The 16,009-nt window shown below is 73.3% G+C and carries 14 protein-coding genes and 2 pseudogenes; 8 read left to right on the top strand and 8 right to left on the bottom strand.

All coding sequences use genetic code 11. The features are described from left to right. The first annotated feature begins 296 nt into the window (after positions 1-296). Entirely contained in the window at positions 297-2,027 is a 1,731-nt protein-coding gene (locus EDD34_RS10070; RefSeq protein ID WP_246012293.1) for an FAD-dependent oxidoreductase, read from the top strand. A 13-nt stretch (positions 2,028-2,040) separates the two neighbouring features. On the opposite strand, the gene EDD34_RS10065 is transcribed toward EDD34_RS10070, so the two are convergent. After that, positions 2,041-2,889 carry an SDR family oxidoreductase gene (locus EDD34_RS10065; RefSeq protein ID WP_123814437.1) on the bottom strand — a complete coding sequence of 283 codons (849 nt, stop codon included), beginning with the start codon at positions 2,887-2,889 and terminating at the stop codon, positions 2,041-2,043. Positions 2,890-3,016: 127 nt separating this feature from the next. On the opposite strand from EDD34_RS10065, the gene bla reads away from it, so the two are divergent. After that, positions 3,017-4,036 (top strand): class A beta-lactamase, encoded by a 1,020-nt coding sequence (gene bla / locus EDD34_RS10060; RefSeq protein WP_211341550.1) that lies wholly within the window; start codon positions 3,017-3,019, stop codon positions 4,034-4,036. A 35-nt stretch (positions 4,037-4,071) separates the two neighbouring features. Here the strand turns inward: bla and EDD34_RS10055 are convergent, their stop codons facing one another. Further along, positions 4,072-4,797: an SDR family oxidoreductase gene (locus tag EDD34_RS10055; RefSeq protein ID WP_123814436.1), complete on the bottom strand. Its 726-nt coding sequence runs from the start codon at positions 4,795-4,797 to the stop codon at positions 4,072-4,074. Positions 4,798-4,898: 101 nt separating this feature from the next. On the opposite strand from EDD34_RS10055, the gene EDD34_RS10050 reads away from it, so the two are divergent. Then, positions 4,899-5,726, top strand: coding sequence for a helix-turn-helix transcriptional regulator (locus EDD34_RS10050; protein WP_123814435.1), 828 nt, complete (start codon positions 4,899-4,901; stop codon positions 5,724-5,726). A gap of 28 nt (positions 5,727-5,754) precedes the next feature. Here EDD34_RS10050 and EDD34_RS10045 read toward each other — a convergent pair whose 3' ends face one another. The 4 genes and pseudogenes from EDD34_RS10045 to EDD34_RS10030 all read right to left on the bottom strand — a co-directional run bounded on the left by EDD34_RS10045 (position 5,755) and on the right by EDD34_RS10030 (position 8,912). Then, positions 5,755-6,432: a maleylpyruvate isomerase family mycothiol-dependent enzyme gene (locus EDD34_RS10045; RefSeq protein ID WP_123814434.1), complete on the bottom strand. Its 678-nt coding sequence runs from the start codon at positions 6,430-6,432 to the stop codon at positions 5,755-5,757. 41 nt (positions 6,433-6,473) lie between these two features. Further along, positions 6,474-6,848, bottom strand: coding sequence for a nuclear transport factor 2 family protein (locus tag EDD34_RS10040; RefSeq protein ID WP_211341549.1), 375 nt, complete (start codon positions 6,846-6,848; stop codon positions 6,474-6,476). A 43-nt stretch (positions 6,849-6,891) separates the two neighbouring features. Next, positions 6,892-7,008, bottom strand: a pseudogene (locus EDD34_RS20895) (type I glyceraldehyde-3-phosphate dehydrogenase); the annotation flags it as partial. Positions 7,009-7,010: 2 nt separating this feature from the next. Continuing rightward, positions 7,011-8,912 carry an ABC transporter ATP-binding protein gene (locus tag EDD34_RS10030; protein WP_246012658.1) on the bottom strand — a complete coding sequence of 634 codons (1,902 nt, stop codon included), beginning with the start codon at positions 8,910-8,912 and terminating at the stop codon, positions 7,011-7,013. 205 nt (positions 8,913-9,117) lie between these two features. On the opposite strand from EDD34_RS10030, the gene EDD34_RS10025 reads away from it, so the two are divergent. Next, the gene (locus EDD34_RS10025; RefSeq protein ID WP_123814433.1) at positions 9,118-10,263 is read left to right on the top strand and encodes a winged helix DNA-binding domain-containing protein; all 1,146 of its coding nucleotides are present in this window, start codon (positions 9,118-9,120) and stop codon (positions 10,261-10,263) included. 9 nt (positions 10,264-10,272) lie between these two features. Here EDD34_RS10025 and EDD34_RS10020 read toward each other — a convergent pair whose 3' ends face one another. After that, positions 10,273-11,220, bottom strand: coding sequence for a LysR family transcriptional regulator (locus tag EDD34_RS10020; RefSeq protein WP_123814432.1), 948 nt, complete (start codon positions 11,218-11,220; stop codon positions 10,273-10,275). Between the two features lie 70 nt (positions 11,221-11,290). Here EDD34_RS10020 and EDD34_RS10015 point away from each other — a divergent pair, with 70 nt between their 5' ends. After that, complete coding sequence (locus EDD34_RS10015; protein ID WP_123814431.1) at positions 11,291-12,232, top strand: EamA family transporter; 942 nt, start codon at positions 11,291-11,293, stop codon at positions 12,230-12,232. Positions 12,233-12,308: 76 nt separating this feature from the next. Then, positions 12,309-12,824, top strand: coding sequence for a mycothiol transferase (locus EDD34_RS10010; protein ID WP_123814430.1), 516 nt, complete (start codon positions 12,309-12,311; stop codon positions 12,822-12,824). A 64-nt stretch (positions 12,825-12,888) separates the two neighbouring features. Here EDD34_RS10010 and EDD34_RS10005 read toward each other — a convergent pair whose 3' ends face one another. Then, entirely contained in the window at positions 12,889-14,376 is a 1,488-nt protein-coding gene (locus EDD34_RS10005; RefSeq protein ID WP_123814429.1) for a flavin-containing monooxygenase, read from the bottom strand. Positions 14,377-14,639: 263 nt separating this feature from the next. Here EDD34_RS10005 and EDD34_RS21595 point away from each other — a divergent pair. Beyond that, a pseudogene (locus tag EDD34_RS21595) lies at positions 14,640-14,714 on the top strand (zinc-binding dehydrogenase); the annotation flags it as partial. Positions 14,715-14,865: 151 nt separating this feature from the next. Beyond that, positions 14,866-15,936, top strand: a complete 1,071-nt coding sequence (locus EDD34_RS09995) for a sigma-70 family RNA polymerase sigma factor (protein ID WP_123814428.1) — start codon at positions 14,866-14,868, stop codon at positions 15,934-15,936. Positions 15,937-16,009 lie beyond the last annotated feature (73 nt).

Genomic DNA, 16,009 nt, shown 5'->3' with positions numbered 1-16,009 from the left:
GCAACGACGGACCCGGACCACGGGCCGCCCCGGCGCGCCGGCAGCCCGGGTCCCACCGGTGTCGCGTGACGCTCCTCGGCGCGCAAACCGCACCGTAATGCCGCCCCCCCCGCCGTCGAACCGCAGGGACACGCCGACAGTTTGCTGGTTCATCGGCGTGTCCCTGCGGTTCGACGGCGAACCGCAACGGGCACCCGCCACGAACCTCAGGTGCGCCGCGCCGGGCACGACCCGGTTGCATCCTGCATCGACTCCTGTCAATATAGAAGTATGTCGATGCAGCGGAGGTCCTGGCGATGACAACGGAGTCCCTGGCGATGACGGAGAACTCCACGGATGAGGAAGCGCCGGGCCTGCGGATCGTCGTCGTCGGCGCGGTCGCGGCCGGGACGTCGGCCGCCGCGAAGGCCCGCCGCAACACCGAGGCCGCCCGCATCACCGTGTACGAGCGTGACCTCGACATCTCCTACTCGGGATGCGGGCTGCCGTACTTCGTGGGCGGTGAGGTCGAGCGCGTCGACCAGCTCACCCCGCGGGATGCGGCCTGGTTCGCCGAGCGGTACGGCGTCGAGGTACGCACCGGTCACGAGGTCGTCGCGGTCGACGCCGCGGCTCGCACGGTGACGGTGCGCGACCTGGCCACGGGCCGCATGTTCGAGGACGGCTACGACGAGCTCGTGCTCGCCACGGGTGTGCGCCCCGTGACCCCGTCGATCCCCGGTGTGGACTCGCCCGGCGTGTTCCCGGTGCGCGCCCCGTCCCACGCGCGCGCGATCGACACCTGGATCACCGAGCGGGATGCCCGCCGCGCCCTGATCATCGGTGCCGGGTACATCGGCCTGGAGATGGCCGAACAGCTGACCCTCCGCGGCCTGAAGGTGACCGTGGTCGAGGCCGCCGGGCACGCGATGCCCCGCATGGATCCGGACATGTCGGCCCGGGTGGACGCCGAACTGCGCAAGCACGGCGTCGACCTGCGCCTTTCCACGACGGTCACGGAAATCCGCGGCGACCACGACGGCGTGACCGGCGCGGACCTGCTCGGGCCCGACGGCGCCACCGAGCACGTGGCCACCGACCTGGTGATCGCCTCGGTGGGCGTACGCCCGAACACCGAGCTCGCGCGGCAGGCCGGCGCCGAGCTCGGGCCCACCGGCGCGGTGGCCGTTGACCGGCGGCAGCGCACCACCGTGGACCACGTGTGGGCGGTCGGGGACGTCTCGGAGTCCTTTCACGCGATCACGAGAGACCCCGTGTGGGTGCCGTTGGGTTCGACGGCGAACAAGACCGGCCGGATCGCCGGGGACGCCATGACCGGCGGAACGCTGGAGCATCGCGGCATCCTCGGCACGTCGGTGGTGCGGGTCTTCGACCTGGGAGTCGCCCAGACGGGCCTGACCGAGCAGCAGGCCCGCACCGCCGGATACGACGTCGAGGTGCTGCACAACATCAAGCCCGACCGCCCCGAGTACCTGGGCGGCCGTCCGCTCGTGATCAAGGCGGTCGCCGACCGCGCCTCGGGCCGGCTGCTCGGCGCCCAGGCGATCGGGGCGTCCGGGGCGGACAAGCGGATCGACATCCTGGCCACCGCCATCACGTTCGGCGCCGACGTCGCCGACCTGTTCCACCTCGACCTGGCCTACTCCCCCACCTACGCCACCACCAAGGACCCGGTGCACTACACCGGGATGGCCCTGGCGAACGCGATCCACGGCCGGGCCCCCCTGATCACCCCCGCCGAGCTCGACCGACGCCGCAGCGACGGGGAGAAGATCCAGGTCGTCGACGTGCGCTCGGCCAAGGACCGCGCGAAGTCGGCCGTTCCCGACTCGGTACACATCCCGCTGGCCGACCTCCGCACCCGCGCCGCCGAACTCGACCCGGCACTTCCCACCATCACCTACTGCAACAAGGGCGTCACCGGCAACGCCGGCCAGAACGTCCTGCGCAACCTCGGATTCACCGACGTCGCCAACCTGTCCGGCGGCAACCAGAACTACCAGGCACACGCCGGGCTGCGCGGCTGACGCCGCCGGATCATCAGGCGGAGGCGAGCACGTCGGCCAGGCTCATCGGCGGCCTGCCGGTGAGCCGCTCGACGGCGTCGGTCACCACGTCGAGCCGTCCCGCCGCGATCGCCGTGTACGTCGACACCCACGCCTCGACCTGCCAGTCCGGCGCGCCGTACGGCCGCCGGGAGGCGTACGCCTCGTCGAGGGTCTCGTTCTGGTACGTCGTCGCGCGGCCGGTCGCCTGCGCGATGACGCGGGCGATCTCGGCGAGCGTGAGCGCCTCGGGACCGGTCAGGTCGTAGGTGTGCCCCTCGTGCGCCCCGGGGTCGTTCAGGACGGCGGCCGCGGCGCGGGCCACGTCGGCACGCGCCACCGCGCCCACCCTGCCGTCGCCGCCGGGCCCGCGGATCACGCCCTCCTGGCCGGCGAACAGCGGGAAGACGTCGAGGTAGAGCGAGTTGCGCAGGAACGTCCAGCTCATCGGCGAGGCCCGCAGGTGCTCCTCGGTGGCCCAGTGGGTCCGGGCCAGGGTGAACGTGGCGTCCGGCGCGGCACCGAGGAACGAGGTGTAGACGACGTGCCGCACGCCCGCGTCCGCGGCGGCGTCGATGAACGTACGGTGCTGCTCGAGCCGGTCCGCGCTCTCCGAGGCCGACACCATGAACAGCACGTCGATCCCGCGCAGGGCCGCCGCCGCGGCGTCCCGCTGCCCGTAGGACGCCTCCACGACGTCACCGACCCAGGCCGGGGCACGGCCGGCGTCGCGCACGACCAGGCGCAGCGGGACGCCGGCGTGACGCAGGTGCCCGGCGACGGCGCCACCGACGTGTCCGGTGGAGCCGGTGACCGCGATGCTCGGGTTCTCGTCCGTGCGCATACCTCATCTCATCCGCCCGCACCGCCGGGCGCAACCGCCGGAGGACACCGCGTCCTGGCGTGCCGCCCTGGCACGCACGGCCCGGATCGGCGAGGCTGCGAGGGTTCACCGACGAGAGGATCCCGCAGTGCCCGTGCCCCACCCGTACCAGCCTCCGGCGAGCCGCACCGCCCGCACCACGCGTGGAGTCCCCGCGGCCTGCGCGGTCCTGGCAGCGGCACTCCTGACCGGATGCACGGCCGACGGCGGACCCGCCGATCCGGCAGCCGCACCCACGGGGCCGGCGGCCACGGCCGCCCCGCGCGAACCGTCCCCGGCCGAGGAGACGGAGGAGACCGGGGGGACCGAGGAGAACCGCGACCCCGCGTTCACCGGCCTCGAAGAGGCCTACCAGGCCCGGCTCGGGGTGTACGCGCGGGACACGGGCACGGGCCGCCACGTCGCCTACCGCGCCGACGAGCGATTCCCCTTCCTGTCGACCATCAAGACCATCGCGGCCGCCGAGGTCCTCGAGGACAGCACCCGCGCGGACCTCGGGACGACGATCCTCTACGGCCCCGGGGACCTCGTCGAGTGGTCGCCCGAGACCGAGGAGCACGCCGGGGAGGGCATGCCCCTGGGCGACGTGCTCCGCGCGGCGATCACCGCGAGCGACAACACCGCCGCCAACCTCGTGCTGGACCGTCTCGGCGGCCCGCACGCGCTGGAGGCTCGCCTGCGTGGCGACGGCGACGACGTCACCTCCGTCGACCGCCCGGAGCCCGAGCTCAACGAGTGGTCTCCCGGGGAGACCAGGGACACCACGACGCCACGGGCGATCGCCGCGCAGTTCCAGGAGGACGTGCTGGGTGACGAGCTCTCGGAGCCGATGCGCGGGTTTCTCGTGCGGGCGCTGCGCGACAACAAAACCGGCGACGACCTGATCCGGGCGGGCGTGCCGGAGGGCTGGGACGTCGGCGACAAGACGGGGTCGGCCGGCGGGATGCGCAACGACCTCGCCGTGCTCGTCCCGCCCGGCGGCGATCCGATCATCCTCGCGGTGTACACCCACACGAACGACCCGGACGCCGAGTCCGACCCGGCCCTGATCGCGGAGGCGACCCGCGTCGTCGTGGACGCGCTGACGCGGTGCGCGGACTGCACGTGACGTGCTGCGCCGGGCGGTGCCGGCGGCCCGAGCCGTCAGCGCTGCCGGGTCGGGCGGATCACGATCTCGTTGACGTCGACGTCGGCGGGCTGGTCGACGGCGTAGGCCACCGCCCGGGCGATCGCGTCCGGAGCGATGGCGTGGGCGCGGTAGGCGTGCATCGCCTCGGCCGCGCCGGGCTCGGTGATGGAGTCGGCGAGCTCGGTGGTGACCACACCCGGCGAGATCGTGGTGACCCGGACGGAGGGGTCGCACTCCTGCCGCAGCCCTTCGGTGATCGCCCACTGGGCGTACTTGGTGCCGGAGTAGACCGCGCTGGTCGGTACCACCTCGTGAGCGCCGATGCTCGCGATCGTCACGAAGTGGCCTGCCCGCTGGGCGGTGAACCGCGGCAGCGCCGCGGCGATCCCGTGCAGCAGGCCGCGGACGTTGACGTCCACCATCCGGTCCCACTCGTCGACCAGCAGGGAGTCCAGCCGCGAGAGCGGCATCACGCCGGCGTTGCTCACCAGCACGTCGACCCGCCCCGTCAGGTCGTGGGCCGCCTCGACGAAGGCCGCGACGTCCTCGCGGTCGGTGACGTCGAGGCGGATCGGGTGCAGGTTCCCGTTCGTGCGTTCCGCGAGTTCGCGCAACCGGTCGAGACGCCGGGCGCCCGCGACGACGTGATGCCCCGCCGCGGCCAGCCGCGTCGCGACGGCCTCGCCGATCCCGCTGCTCGCGCCGGTCACGAGCACTGTCCTGGGTTCAGTCGTGTTCATGTCCGCCACGATGGGCGGTACCGCGACGGCGCGACAGGCTGCCGCTCTCGTGGGAGTGACGCACCCAGGATGTCCCCGGCGGTGCGGCCTACGATGCCGGTATGGCTTCCTCCGAACTCGGCGAGTACCTCCGTGCCTGCCGCGCGCGGATCCGGCCCGACGAGGTGAACCTTCCGTCCTCGGGCCGCCGCCGGGTCCCGGGCCTGCGGCGTGAGGAGGTCGCACTGCTCGCCGGGGTGAGCGTCGACTACTACGTGCGGCTCGAGCAGGGCCGCGAGCAGGGGCCGTCGGCGCAGGTGGTCGACGCGTTGTCCGGCGCGTTGCGCCTGGACGAGGACGGCCGGCGGCATGTGTTCCGGCTGGCCGGCCTGAGCCCGCGCGCCCGGACGTCCGCGGTGCGCGACCGCGTCGACCCGAGCCTCCTGCAGCTCATGGACGCCTGGCCCGGCAATCCCGCCGTCGTCTACAACCGCGCGTACGACGTGCTCGCCTCCAACGTGATCGCCGACGCGCTGTTCCACGACTGGGCGCACTCGCGCAACCTGATGGAGGTCGTGTTCACCGACCCCGCGGCGCACACGTTCTACGCGGACTGGCACGACGTCGCCCGCAACTCCGTGGCCGGGTTCCGGCTCGGCCAAGGCGAGGCGCCCGACGACCCGCGCATCCGGGAGGTGCTCACCGGCCTCCTCGACCGGAGTCCCGCGTTCGCGCGCCTGTGGACCAGCCATGACGCTCGCGGCAAGACGCTGGAGACCAAGCGTTTCGACCATCACGCGGTCGGCCCGCTGACCCTGACGATGCAGACCTTCGACGTCCGCTCCAGCCCGGGCCAGGCGCTCGTCGTCTACCACGCCGAGCCCGGCTCGCCGAGCAGCGAGGCGCTCAGCCTGCTCGGCTCGCTCGCGGCCACGGCACGCGAGCGCTGATGACCGCTCCGGGCCGCCGCCCCCGGACTCACTCCTGAGGTGACTGGACCATGTCCGTTCCCAGGCGCCGCCGCAGTTCCGGAACACCGGCACCGGTGAGGCCGCCGAGGTAGGCGGGCCGGCCGGCCATCACCATGACCAGCGCCAGCAGCGGCCCTTCCACCAGGGGGAGGGCAGGGTCCTCGTGCGCGGCGAACTCGGCGTCGGTGGCCCGCAGGCGCAGCCCCTTGACCTGGGACCGGCTGTTCACGGCGAAGTCACGACCGGCGAAGAACGCCGCCACCCGGATCAGACCCGCGTCCGGGTAGGTGTGCGCGATGCCCAGGGGGCGCCGCACGTCCTCGCCGTGCACGATCACCTCACCCAGCCAGGGAGCGGGATTCCTGGTCGGCAGGCGCACCGGTTCGCCGTCCACGGTCCCGAGAGCCGCGAACCGGCGCAGGGTGTCCTGCGGCGTGGCTCCCCGGAACCGCTCCAGCTGCCGGCGGTTGTGCACCTCGGGACGCAGCCCCGCGCCCACCATGCTGCGCATCCAGCCGACCGTCCCGATCGTCATCGCGGCCCCCAGGTGGGCCACCACGTCCTCGACGGACCATCCGGCGCACAGCGACTCCCGGCTCCAGTCCCCCTCCGGTAACGACCGCAGGTCGTCGGCGAGCGCTCGCCGCTCCGCTGCCAGGATGTCCTCGAGCACGCCTTGTTCCATGGCCGTCACCGTACCCGTGACCGGCCGTCCGTGGCGGCAGCTCAGTGGGTGATCGTCGTCTGCTGGTAGAGCGCGAGCCGGGGTACGCCGTAGACGAGCCGGTACAGGCTCGACATCAGGGCGACGAACGGCTCGTCCAGATCGTCACGTTCGGCGCTCGCCCGGTACACCAGCGCGGCCGCGGCGTCGCCGGCCTGGACGAGCCGCGCGTCGGTCAGCTCGTACGACGTCCACGCCGGCGCGCCGTCCAGGCCGGCGGCGATGGCGTCCCGGTCCATGACGACGCCGTTCGGCAGGACCATCACGGCGTCCTCGGTCATCAGGGCGCCGTAGAACGTGCCGCCTCGTGAGGCGCAGAGCGCATCCCACCCCTGGTGTTCCAGGTCGACAAGGGCGTCAAGGGACAAAGTACTCACGACTCCCAAGGTACAGCGGGGGTCCTGGATCAGCCGCGCGCCTGCGGATCGAGTCGCCGGACAGCTTGCCGTCGAGCTGCGGCAGCACCAGCCCGATCGCCTTGGCGGCTCCCGTGGTGGTGGGCGCGATGTTGACCGGAGCGCGGCCGGCGCGGCGGGGCGTCAGGCCGTACCTCCCTCCGCGGCGGCGAACTGTGTCCGGTACAGCTCCGCGTACAGGCCGCCCGCTGCCAGGAGGTCGGCGTGCGTGCCCTGCTCGGCGACGCGGCCGTCGTCGAGCACGACCACGAGGTCGGCGCCGCGGACGGTGGAGAGGCGGTGGGCGATGACGAGCGAGGTGCGGCCCGCGAGCGCCTCGTCGAGCGCGGCCTGGACGGCGGCCTCGGACTCGGAGTCGAGGTGGGCGGTGGCCTCGTCGAGGATGACGACGTCGGGCGCCTTGAGCAGGAGCCGCGCGATGGCGAGGCGCTGGCGTTCGCCGCCGGAGAGGCGGTAGCCGCGGTCGCCGACGACGGTGTCGGTGCCCTGCGGCAGGCGGGCCACGAGCTCCCAGATGCGGGCGCGGCGCATGGCCTGTTCCAGTTCGGCGTCGGTGGCGTCGGGGCGGGCGTAGCGGAGGTTGGCGGCGACGGTGTCGTGGAAGAGGTGCGCCTCCTGGGAGACGACGCCGACCGTGGCGCGCAGGGAGGCGAGGGTGACGCCGCGCAGGTCCTGGCCGGCGATCGCGACGCTGCCGGATGTCGGGTCGTACATGCGCGTGACCAGGTGGCCGGTGGTGGTCTTGCCGGCGCCGGAGCGGCCCACGAGGGCGACCATGGCGCCGGCCGGGACGGTGAAGGTGAGGTCGCGCAGGGTGTCGGAGGTCGGCTCCTGGGTCGGGACCGCGACGGCTTCGAGGGAGGCCAGCCCGACGTCGCCGGCCTTCGGGTACCGGAAGGTGACGGCGTCGAGGTGGATGCTCGCGCCGTGCCGGGCGACGGCGTCGCGGAGGTCGGTGGCGTCGTCGGCGTCGGCGACGGTGGGTTCGAGGTCGAGGACCTCCAGGACGCGCTCGAAGCTGACGAGTGCGGTCATGATGTCGATCTGCACGTTCGCCATGGCGGTGAGGGGTCCGTAGAGCCGGTTCAGGTAGGCGGCCATGGCGACGACGACGCCGACGGTGAGCGTTCCGGCGATGGCCTGGAGGCCGCCGAGCCCGTAGACGACGGCGATCGCGAGGGAGGCCATCGTGGTGAGGCCGACGCGGAACCAGGTGCTCAGGAGCGCGCGTCGCACGCCGATGGCGCGGAGCGCCTCGACGGGGCGGGCGTACTCGGCGGACTCGCGTGCCGGGTCGCCGAAGACCTTGGCGAGATGGGCCCCGGCGACGTTGAAGCGCTCGTTCATGAGCTGGCCGACGTCGGCGCTGAGCTCGTAGGTGCGGTGGGTGTAGTCGGCGAGGCGGCGCCCGAACCAGCGGGCGGGCAGCACGAACAGCGGCGTGACGAGCAGTGCGACCAGGGTGAGCTGCCAGGACATGGCGAACATGGCGGCGAGGGTGAACACGACGGTCAGGGCGTTGGACACGACGGTCTGCAGGGTGGAGGTGAAGGCTTGCTGGGCGCCGAGCACGTCGCCGTTGAGGCGCTGCACGAGGGCGCCGGTGCGGGTGCGGGCGAAGAACGCGAGGGGCATGCGCTGCACGTGGTCGAACACGGCGGTGCGCAGGTCGACGATGAGGCCTTCGCCGACGCGGGCGGAGACCCAGCGCTCGGCGACGGCGAGCCCGGCGCCCAGGAGCGCGAGCGCGGCGGCGCCCCCGGCGAGGGCGACGACGAGGCGGGAGTCGCCGGCCGCGATGCCGTCGTCGATGAGGTAGCGGAACAGCAGCGGGACGGCGGTGCCGGCGGCGGCGTCGAGCACGAGGAGGGCCGCGAAGATCACGAGCTGCCCGCGGTAGGGGCGGGCGAAGCCGAGGATGCGGCGGACGGTGCCGCGTCCGAGCCGGTGCCGCGCGACCGTCGGGTCCTGCATGAAGCCGCGCATGGTCCTGCCCTGCCCCATGCCGCGGGAGGAGTTGTTCATGGTCACCCCGACACGCTAGTCGCAGCCACTGACACCGCCCGGGATCCGCCGCTCCCCGGCCCCAACGGTTCGGGGCTGCCGTGCGTGGTGACAGGTGGGTGCGGCGGCCCGACCCCCCGTTGCCGTCGCACCCACCACGCGCCGGTGTCCGTGGCGGTCGCCGGTGTGAGTGCCGGTGTCAGTGTCTCGGCATAGCCTTCGGGGCATGTCCTCATCCACGGTCCTCTCCCCCGACGCCGCACGGCGGCTGCGTCTGCGCGCGCAGGGGCTGGCGCCGCGCGGTGACCTGACGCCGGTCGAGGTGGTGCGGCGGATGGTCGCGTTGCAGGGCCAGGATCTCCCGGCGGTGCTGCGGGCGATCGCGATCCGTTCCCGTCCCACCACGACGCTCGACGACGTCCGCGCCGCGTTCGACGCCGGAGAGCTGGTGCGCGGCTGGACGCAGCGCGGCACGCTCTTCGCCACGACGCCCCGGGATCTCGCGGCGCTCCTGTCGCTGACGGCCGAGCGGGTGAAACGCACGTCGCGCAAGCTCCGCGAGGACGAAGGGCTCGACGACGACGTGGTGCGGCAGGCCGCGGCGGTGGCCCGCGAGGCGCTGGCCGACGGCGCGGTGTCCCGCGCCACCCTCATGGACCTGTGGCGGCAGGAAGGTGTCCCCACCGACGGGCAGCGGGGGTATCACCTCATCTCGCTGCTCGCGCTCGACGGCCTGCTGCACTGGGGGCCGTTCGCGGGGACGCAGCAGCTCATGGTCGCCCCGCGCGGCGAGGGCGGGCACGTGCGGCCTGCCGACGAGCTGCGCCGCATCGCCCTCGCCTATTTCGCCACCCGGGGACCCGCCACCGTCGAGGACCTGGCCTGGTGGCTCGGGCTCCCCAAGACACCCGTGAGGCAAGCCGTCGCGGACCTCCTGGCCGAGGGCGGGCCCGCCGGCCCCGCGGCCGCGACACCGTCCGGGGACGGCCGGACGCGGCCCTCTCCTCCCGGGAGGGGCGGGCTCCGGGAGGTCGAGGTGAACGGCACGCGGATGATCCTGACCGGTGCCGCACTGCCCGGGGACCCGGAGCAGGGGCCGGGGGCGTCCGGGGTGACCCTCGTGCCGGGATTCGACGAGATCGTGCTGGGGTACCAGGACCGCGGCCTCGTGGCCTCCCCGGAGGCGATGAGATCGGTGGTCCCGTTCACGAACGGCGTCTTCCGCCCGGCGGTCCTGCTGGACGGGAGCCTGGTCGGCACCTGGCGCCGCGCCCCGAAGAAGAACGAGTCACCGTTCGAGCTGGTCGGCGGGATCGGCGACCGCGACCGCAGGGCCGTCGAGAAGGCGATCGCCGCCTGGGAGCACGGCTGAGCGGCGTGCTCAGCGGACCGACCGGCCCACCTCGCGGAACGCGTCCAGGACCGTGCGCACCGCCAGACGCTCGGCACGGTCCGGGCGCGCCATGGCCACGATGTGCCGGCCCGCGGCGATCCCCGCCACCGGCCGGAGCGTGAGTCGCGGATCCGACGTCGTGTACCGCGGCAGCACCGCCACCCGGTCGCTCGCCGCCACGAGTGCTTCGATGAGCCGGTTGTCGCGCAGCCGTTGCACGATCGCGAGCGGCAGGCCCGCCGCCGTCTCGACCGCGAGGCGCAGGCTGTCGAACGGGTAGCCCGGCGGCACGCCGTACCACTCGCAGCCCGCCAGCTCCGCGGGAGTGACCTCCCGCCGCGCCGCCAGCGGGTGCCCCGTGCGCATCGCGATGTCCAGCGGCTCGCGCAGCAGCGGGATCGTGGTCAGATGCCGGGCGCCGTCGGGCACGGGTGAGGTGAAGCTGTGCCCGATCACCAGGTCGTGGTCGGTCACGAGCTCCGCGTACGTCGTCTCGGCCACGTCCACGTCGGTGCACTCGAGCCGCACGTCGGTCGTGGCCAGCCGCTCCAGCACGCCCGGCAGCAGGATCGTGGCCGCACTCGGCAGCGTCGCCAGGGTGACGACGCCCGACGGCGCGCCCACGTACGCGTCCCATCTCGCCTGAACCCGCGCGACCGCCCGGGCCAGGTCGCGGCCGCCGTCGGCCAGGAGCCGGCCGGCCTCCGTGAGCCGCACTCCCCGGCCGTCGGCCTCCACCAGACGCACCCCGCCGAGTTCGCGCTGCACGGTCCGCAGCTGCTGCGACACCGCCGACGGGGTGCGGAACGTCGCCGCCGCGACGGCGGTCACCGAGCCCCGGTCCGCGAGCTCCCGCAGGAGGTCGAGGTGGCGCGGGTCGACCCGGGTCAGGTCGATCCGGCGCGGCCGGCCGGGATCGTCGCGACGAGATTCCATGAAGGCAGCCTACAAAGACATGTAGAAACTTTCACTTGTCCTACAGAGCAGTTCGCCGCAGACTCGGGCCATGCCGCTCTCGCACCGCCTGCTGGCCTTCTCGGTCGCCCTCATGTGGGGACTGAACTTCATCGCCATCAACGCCTCGCTCCAGCAGTTCCCGCCGTTCCTGCTCGTCGCGCTCCGCTTCGCGGTCGTGGCGATCCCCACGCTCCTGCTGGTCCCCCGGCCCCAGGTGCCGGTGAAGTGGCTGATCGGCTACGGCGCCGGCTTCGGCACGCTCCAGTTCCTGTTCCTGTACTGGGGCATGGCGGCCGGCTTCCCGACCGGGCTGGCGTCGCTCGTGCTGCAGTCGTCGGCGCCGTTCACGGTGCTGCTGGGGGCCACCGTGTTCCGCGAGCGGGTGTCCGGCCGCCAGCTCGCCGGGCTGGGGGTGGCGACCGCGGGGCTCGCCGTCGTCGGCTGGCAGCAGGCACAGGCCGCCGCGTTCGCGCCGTTCCTGCTCGTGCTCGCCGGTGGTCTCGGCTGGGCGATCGGCAACGTGTCCAACGCCCGCGCGATGAACGGGGCCGGGCCGCGTCCCGACCCCCTGCACGTCACGCTGTGGATGTCCGTGGTGCCGCCCGTCCCCATGGCGCTGCTGTCGCTGGTCGTCGAGGGGCCGACGGCGATCGCGCGGTCCTTCGCGCCCGGGCCCGAGCTGCTCCCCGCCCTCGTGGGGCTCGCCTACACGGTGGTGATCGGGACGCTCGTGGGGTCGGGGATCTGGACGTGGCTCATGGCACGGCACCCCGCCGGCATGGTGGCGCCGTTCTCCATGCTCGTACCGGTGGTGGGGCTGAGCGCGTCCGCCCTGCTGCTGGGCGAGGAGCTCGGTGTCCCGCAGGTGACGGGTGCCGCGCTGGTCATCGCGGGCGTCCTGTGGGGCTCGCGGGCCCGCCACGTCCGCCCGGTGGCCCTTTCCGCTCCCCGGGCGGCCGTCGCACCGGGCCGGAGCCGGGCGGCACGATGAGGGCGCGCGTCCTTTCCGCGGGCCACGCCTCGTGACATCGTGGCAGGACGCCGAAGCCTCGGAGAGGGAGATCGACATGAACGGTGCGGACCTGCTCGTGGACGCGTTCGGCCGGATCCGCCAGGAGGTGCACGCCGCGGTCGAGGGACTGACCGCGGACGAGCTCGCGTGGCGCGCCGACGCCGACGCGAACTCCGTGGCCTGGCTCGTCTGGCACCTCACGCGGGTCCAGGACGACCACGTGGCCGACGTCGCGGGCCGGGCACAGGCCTGGGCCGACGGCGGGTGGGCGGACCGGTTCGGCCTCCCGCTCCCCCTCGGGGACACCGGGTTCGGCCACCGCACCGCCGACGTCGCGGCGGTCCGCGTCGACTCCCCGGACCTGCTCACCGGCTACCACGACGCCGTCCACGAGCGGACGACCGACTACGTCTCCGCGCTCACGGACAGCGATCTGGACCGCGTCGTCGACACCTCCTGGGACCCGCCGGTAACCCTCGGCGTCCGCCTGATCAGCGTGTTCGACGACGACGCCCAGCATGCGGGCCAGGCGCTCCTGCTGCGCGGCCTGCTGCTGCGCCGGCGCGGCTGACGGCGGGCGCCGCGACACCGTCACGCGGCGCCGAACACCACCGGGTCCTCCGGGCGGCGCGGGGTCACACGCCCGCCAGCCGCGCCTTCAGCCGGTCCACCGCGCCGCGGTACTCCGAGGGGTCGATGGGGAGCAGCCACTGCTTGACCTTGACGCCGCGCGACACGTTGAGGTCGATGTCGTCGAGGGTCTCGTCGACGTTGTGCATCGAGAACGGGATGACGCACGTACCGCGCGCGTGACGGCCCTGGGTGCGCTTCTCGGTCCAGCGCAGCCGGGTCTCCACCAGCTCCCGGCGTTCCTCCAGCGGCGGGAGCTCAACCTCTCCGGCCAGGTGAGCACCGATCCACAGGGCACCGGCCTCGGCACTCAACGGGCTGAAGTAGGAGGAGTTGTAGCCGTTGAAGGTCAGGCGGGGTACGTCGTGCGGGAGGATCTGCCGCCACAGGTGGAAGTTGCCCTCGTCGTCGTGCAGCCGGCGCTGGATCTTCTCGTCGAGGAACGGGACCCGCTGGTGCCACCCCGTCCCGCACACGACGAGGTCCGCCGGGACCGCCCGCCCGTCGGAGAGTTTCGCGTAGGGGCGCCCGTCGCGGACGACGAACCGCTGGATCGTCGTGTCGCGGTGCACGATGATCCTCCCGTCGGCGACCTGCTCGAAGAACTGGTCGCTGACGAGGGAGACCGTGTGCCGCGCGATGTCGGTGAACTCGCCGTGCGGCAGCAGGCCGAGCTTGCGCAGCCGGAGCTGCCGGGTCGTGATCGCGGCGATCGAGCCCACCATCGCCCGGGTGACGAAGTGGCCCCGGCCGTGCAGGAAGTTCTCGATACCCACGGGCGTGAGGTAGCGGAACAGGCCCTCGCCGAGCCGCGTCAGCAGCAGGTACTTGAAGTTGAGCAGGTTCCCGATCTTCTTCGGCATCTTCCACAGGAGCTGGCGGGCGATCACTCGCGTGCTCGCGGCCACCGGCCCCAGCGACGTCGCGATGTCGCACGCGGACTTCCCGTAGCCGATGACCAGGACGTGCTTGCCCGCGCCGTCCGAGATGTCGTTGAGCTGCGACGGCGCCAGCAGCCGCCCCCCGTGCCGCACCAGTTCGGAGTACCCCTCGTACTGCGGCAGCACCGGGTCGGAGAAGATCCCGTTGGCGACCACCAGGTGGTCGAACCGCTCCGGCGCCCGCAGCGGCCCGCCGGCCGGGCGGACCGTCACGAGCCAGGCGTCCTCCGCGTCGGTGAGTTCCGCGCGGACCACCTCCGTCGAGAGCCGCAGACCCGACCGGAGGCCGAACTTCCGCACGTACGACTCGAGGTAGGCCTGCACCTGAGCGCCGGACGGCCACTCCGGGTACTCCCGCGGCATCGGATGGTCCGAGAACGTGTAGGTGTCCTTGTTGTTCTGCGTCGTCAGACCCGAGTAGCGGCGCGTACTGCTCCACACACCACCCACGTCCGGAGCCTTCTCGAAGACCACCACCTCGTGTCCCAGCTCCCGCAGGATCTTCAGTACCGCCAGTCCCGCGAACCCCGCCCCTACGACCGCAACCCGCACGCCCGCTCACCCCATCTCGTCGACGCTTTTCGTCCGTGGGCACCGAACCGTAATGATTCAACGGAAAGCGGGCGACCACGCCGGTGATTGACAAGGCGCAGGGAGGCAATATAAGCGCAGGTGACAGCAGTCTTCGAGGTCTCACGGCGCCGGCGTTCCCCGCTCACCGGATCGCCGCTTCGCCCTTGACCTCATCGACTACACCCTGCCCGGCAGGGAGGACGCCGCCCGTGCGAGCGTGAACGCGCTGGGGGCGCCAGGTCCCCTTCGCCGACGCGGCCCGCGCCCACCGCGACCTCGAACGGCGCCGCACCATCGGCAAGGTCGTCCTGGTGTGACCACGGACACGACGGCGGAACCGGGTCGCCGGTCACATCCGGTACCGCCGACGTGTCGCCGGGGCATGGACACGATCCGGGCCCCGCACACCGGCCACCGGCCACCGGCCACCGGCCACCGGCCACCGGCCACCGGCGAGAGGATGAGCTCATGACCCACGACACGACCGGGACCGGGACCGGCGGCACGGTGATCGACGACGACGTCCTCGACCGGCTGCGGCCGCTGTCGTTCGCTGTGGCCTACCGCATGCTCGGGAGCGTGACCGAGGCGGAGGACGTGGTGCAGGAGGCCCTGCTCAAGGTCGCGCGGCAGGCGGACGAGCCCGGCGGCGTCCGCAACCCCGACGCGTTCGTCACGACGGTCACCACCCGTCTGTCGATCAACGTCCTGCGCTCGGCGCGGGCCCGGCGCGAGACGTACGTCGGCCCGTGGCTGCCGGAACCGCTCGTGTCGGGCACGGACGCCCGGTGGCCGGGGCGCGAGACCCCCGCCGTCGCGCACGGCGCTCTCCCGCCCGACGCCGCCGCGCACGCCGAGCTCGCCGACGACCTCTCCACGGCCTTCCTCGTGGTCCTCGAGACGCTGACGCCCACCGAGCGGGCCGCCTTCCTGCTGCACGACGTGCTCGGCTACCCGCACGGCGAGGCCGCCGAGATCATCGGGACGACCACCGTCGCGGCGCGGCAGCTCGCCTCGCGGGCGCGGCGCCGGATCGAGGCGAAGCGGGCCGGCACGCCGGGTCGCACGCCCGCCCCCGGCAACCGGGAGGAGGCGAGCCGGCTCGTGCGGCACTTCCTCGCCGCGGTGGAGGACGGCGAGGTCGAGGCGTTCGTCGACATCCTCGCCGAGGACGTCGTCTTCACCGGCGACGGCGGCGGCAACGTCCCACCCGGGTTCGCCATCAGCAAGCCGATGGCCGGGCGCGAGCGTGTCGCCAAGCTCCTGTCCGGCTTCACCCGGCGCGGCGCGGCGGGCCTGGCGCGTTACGTCCCGGGAGACGTCAACGGCGCCCCGGGCCTGCTCATCGTCGCCGACGACGCCCTGGGCGGCGGCGTGCTCGGCACCCTTTCCTTCGAGGTGGCCACGGGAACCGACGGCACGGCGCGGATCGTGGCGGCCCATGGCCTGGTGAACCCCGCCAAGCTCGGTCACCTGGGCCGGCTCGCCGACCTCGACCGCCTGGCGGCGCACCTGCGCCCGGCCCGCCGCCGGCGGTGACGGGGACCACGGGTCTGGCCGGGAAAGGCCGGGGGCCGGACCACCGCGTCTGACATAGTGGGACATTGGGGTA

The sequence above is a fragment of the Myceligenerans xiligouense genome, assembly GCF_003814695.1.
GTDB lineage: Bacteria > Actinomycetota > Actinomycetes > Actinomycetales > Cellulomonadaceae > Myceligenerans > Myceligenerans xiligouense.
Note: the sequence above shows the minus strand (reverse complement) of the source record. Positions and strands in the feature narration are given on the sequence as shown.

Excerpts from the sequence above, each read along its gene's own strand:
- EDD34_RS10070 (WP_246012293.1), top strand. The coding sequence starts at position 297 with ATGACAACGGAGTCCCTGGCGATGACGGAGAACTCCACGGATGAGGAA.
- EDD34_RS10065 (WP_123814437.1), bottom strand. The coding sequence starts at position 2,889 with ATGCGCACGGACGAGAACCCGAGCATCGCGGTCACCGGCTCCACCGGA.
- EDD34_RS10055 (WP_123814436.1), bottom strand. The coding sequence starts at position 4,797 with ATGAACACGACTGAACCCAGGACAGTGCTCGTGACCGGCGCGAGCAGC.
- EDD34_RS10050 (WP_123814435.1), top strand. The coding sequence starts at position 4,899 with ATGGCTTCCTCCGAACTCGGCGAGTACCTCCGTGCCTGCCGCGCGCGG.
- EDD34_RS10045 (WP_123814434.1), bottom strand. The coding sequence starts at position 6,432 with ATGGAACAAGGCGTGCTCGAGGACATCCTGGCAGCGGAGCGGCGAGCG.
- EDD34_RS10030 (WP_246012658.1), bottom strand. The coding sequence starts at position 8,912 with ATGAACAACTCCTCCCGCGGCATGGGGCAGGGCAGGACCATGCGCGGC.
- EDD34_RS10025 (WP_123814433.1), top strand. The coding sequence starts at position 9,118 with ATGTCCTCATCCACGGTCCTCTCCCCCGACGCCGCACGGCGGCTGCGT.
- EDD34_RS10020 (WP_123814432.1), bottom strand. The coding sequence starts at position 11,220 with ATGGAATCTCGTCGCGACGATCCCGGCCGGCCGCGCCGGATCGACCTG.
- EDD34_RS10015 (WP_123814431.1), top strand. The coding sequence starts at position 11,291 with ATGCCGCTCTCGCACCGCCTGCTGGCCTTCTCGGTCGCCCTCATGTGG.
- EDD34_RS10010 (WP_123814430.1), top strand. The coding sequence starts at position 12,309 with ATGAACGGTGCGGACCTGCTCGTGGACGCGTTCGGCCGGATCCGCCAG.
- EDD34_RS09995 (WP_123814428.1), top strand. The coding sequence starts at position 14,866 with ATGACCCACGACACGACCGGGACCGGGACCGGCGGCACGGTGATCGAC.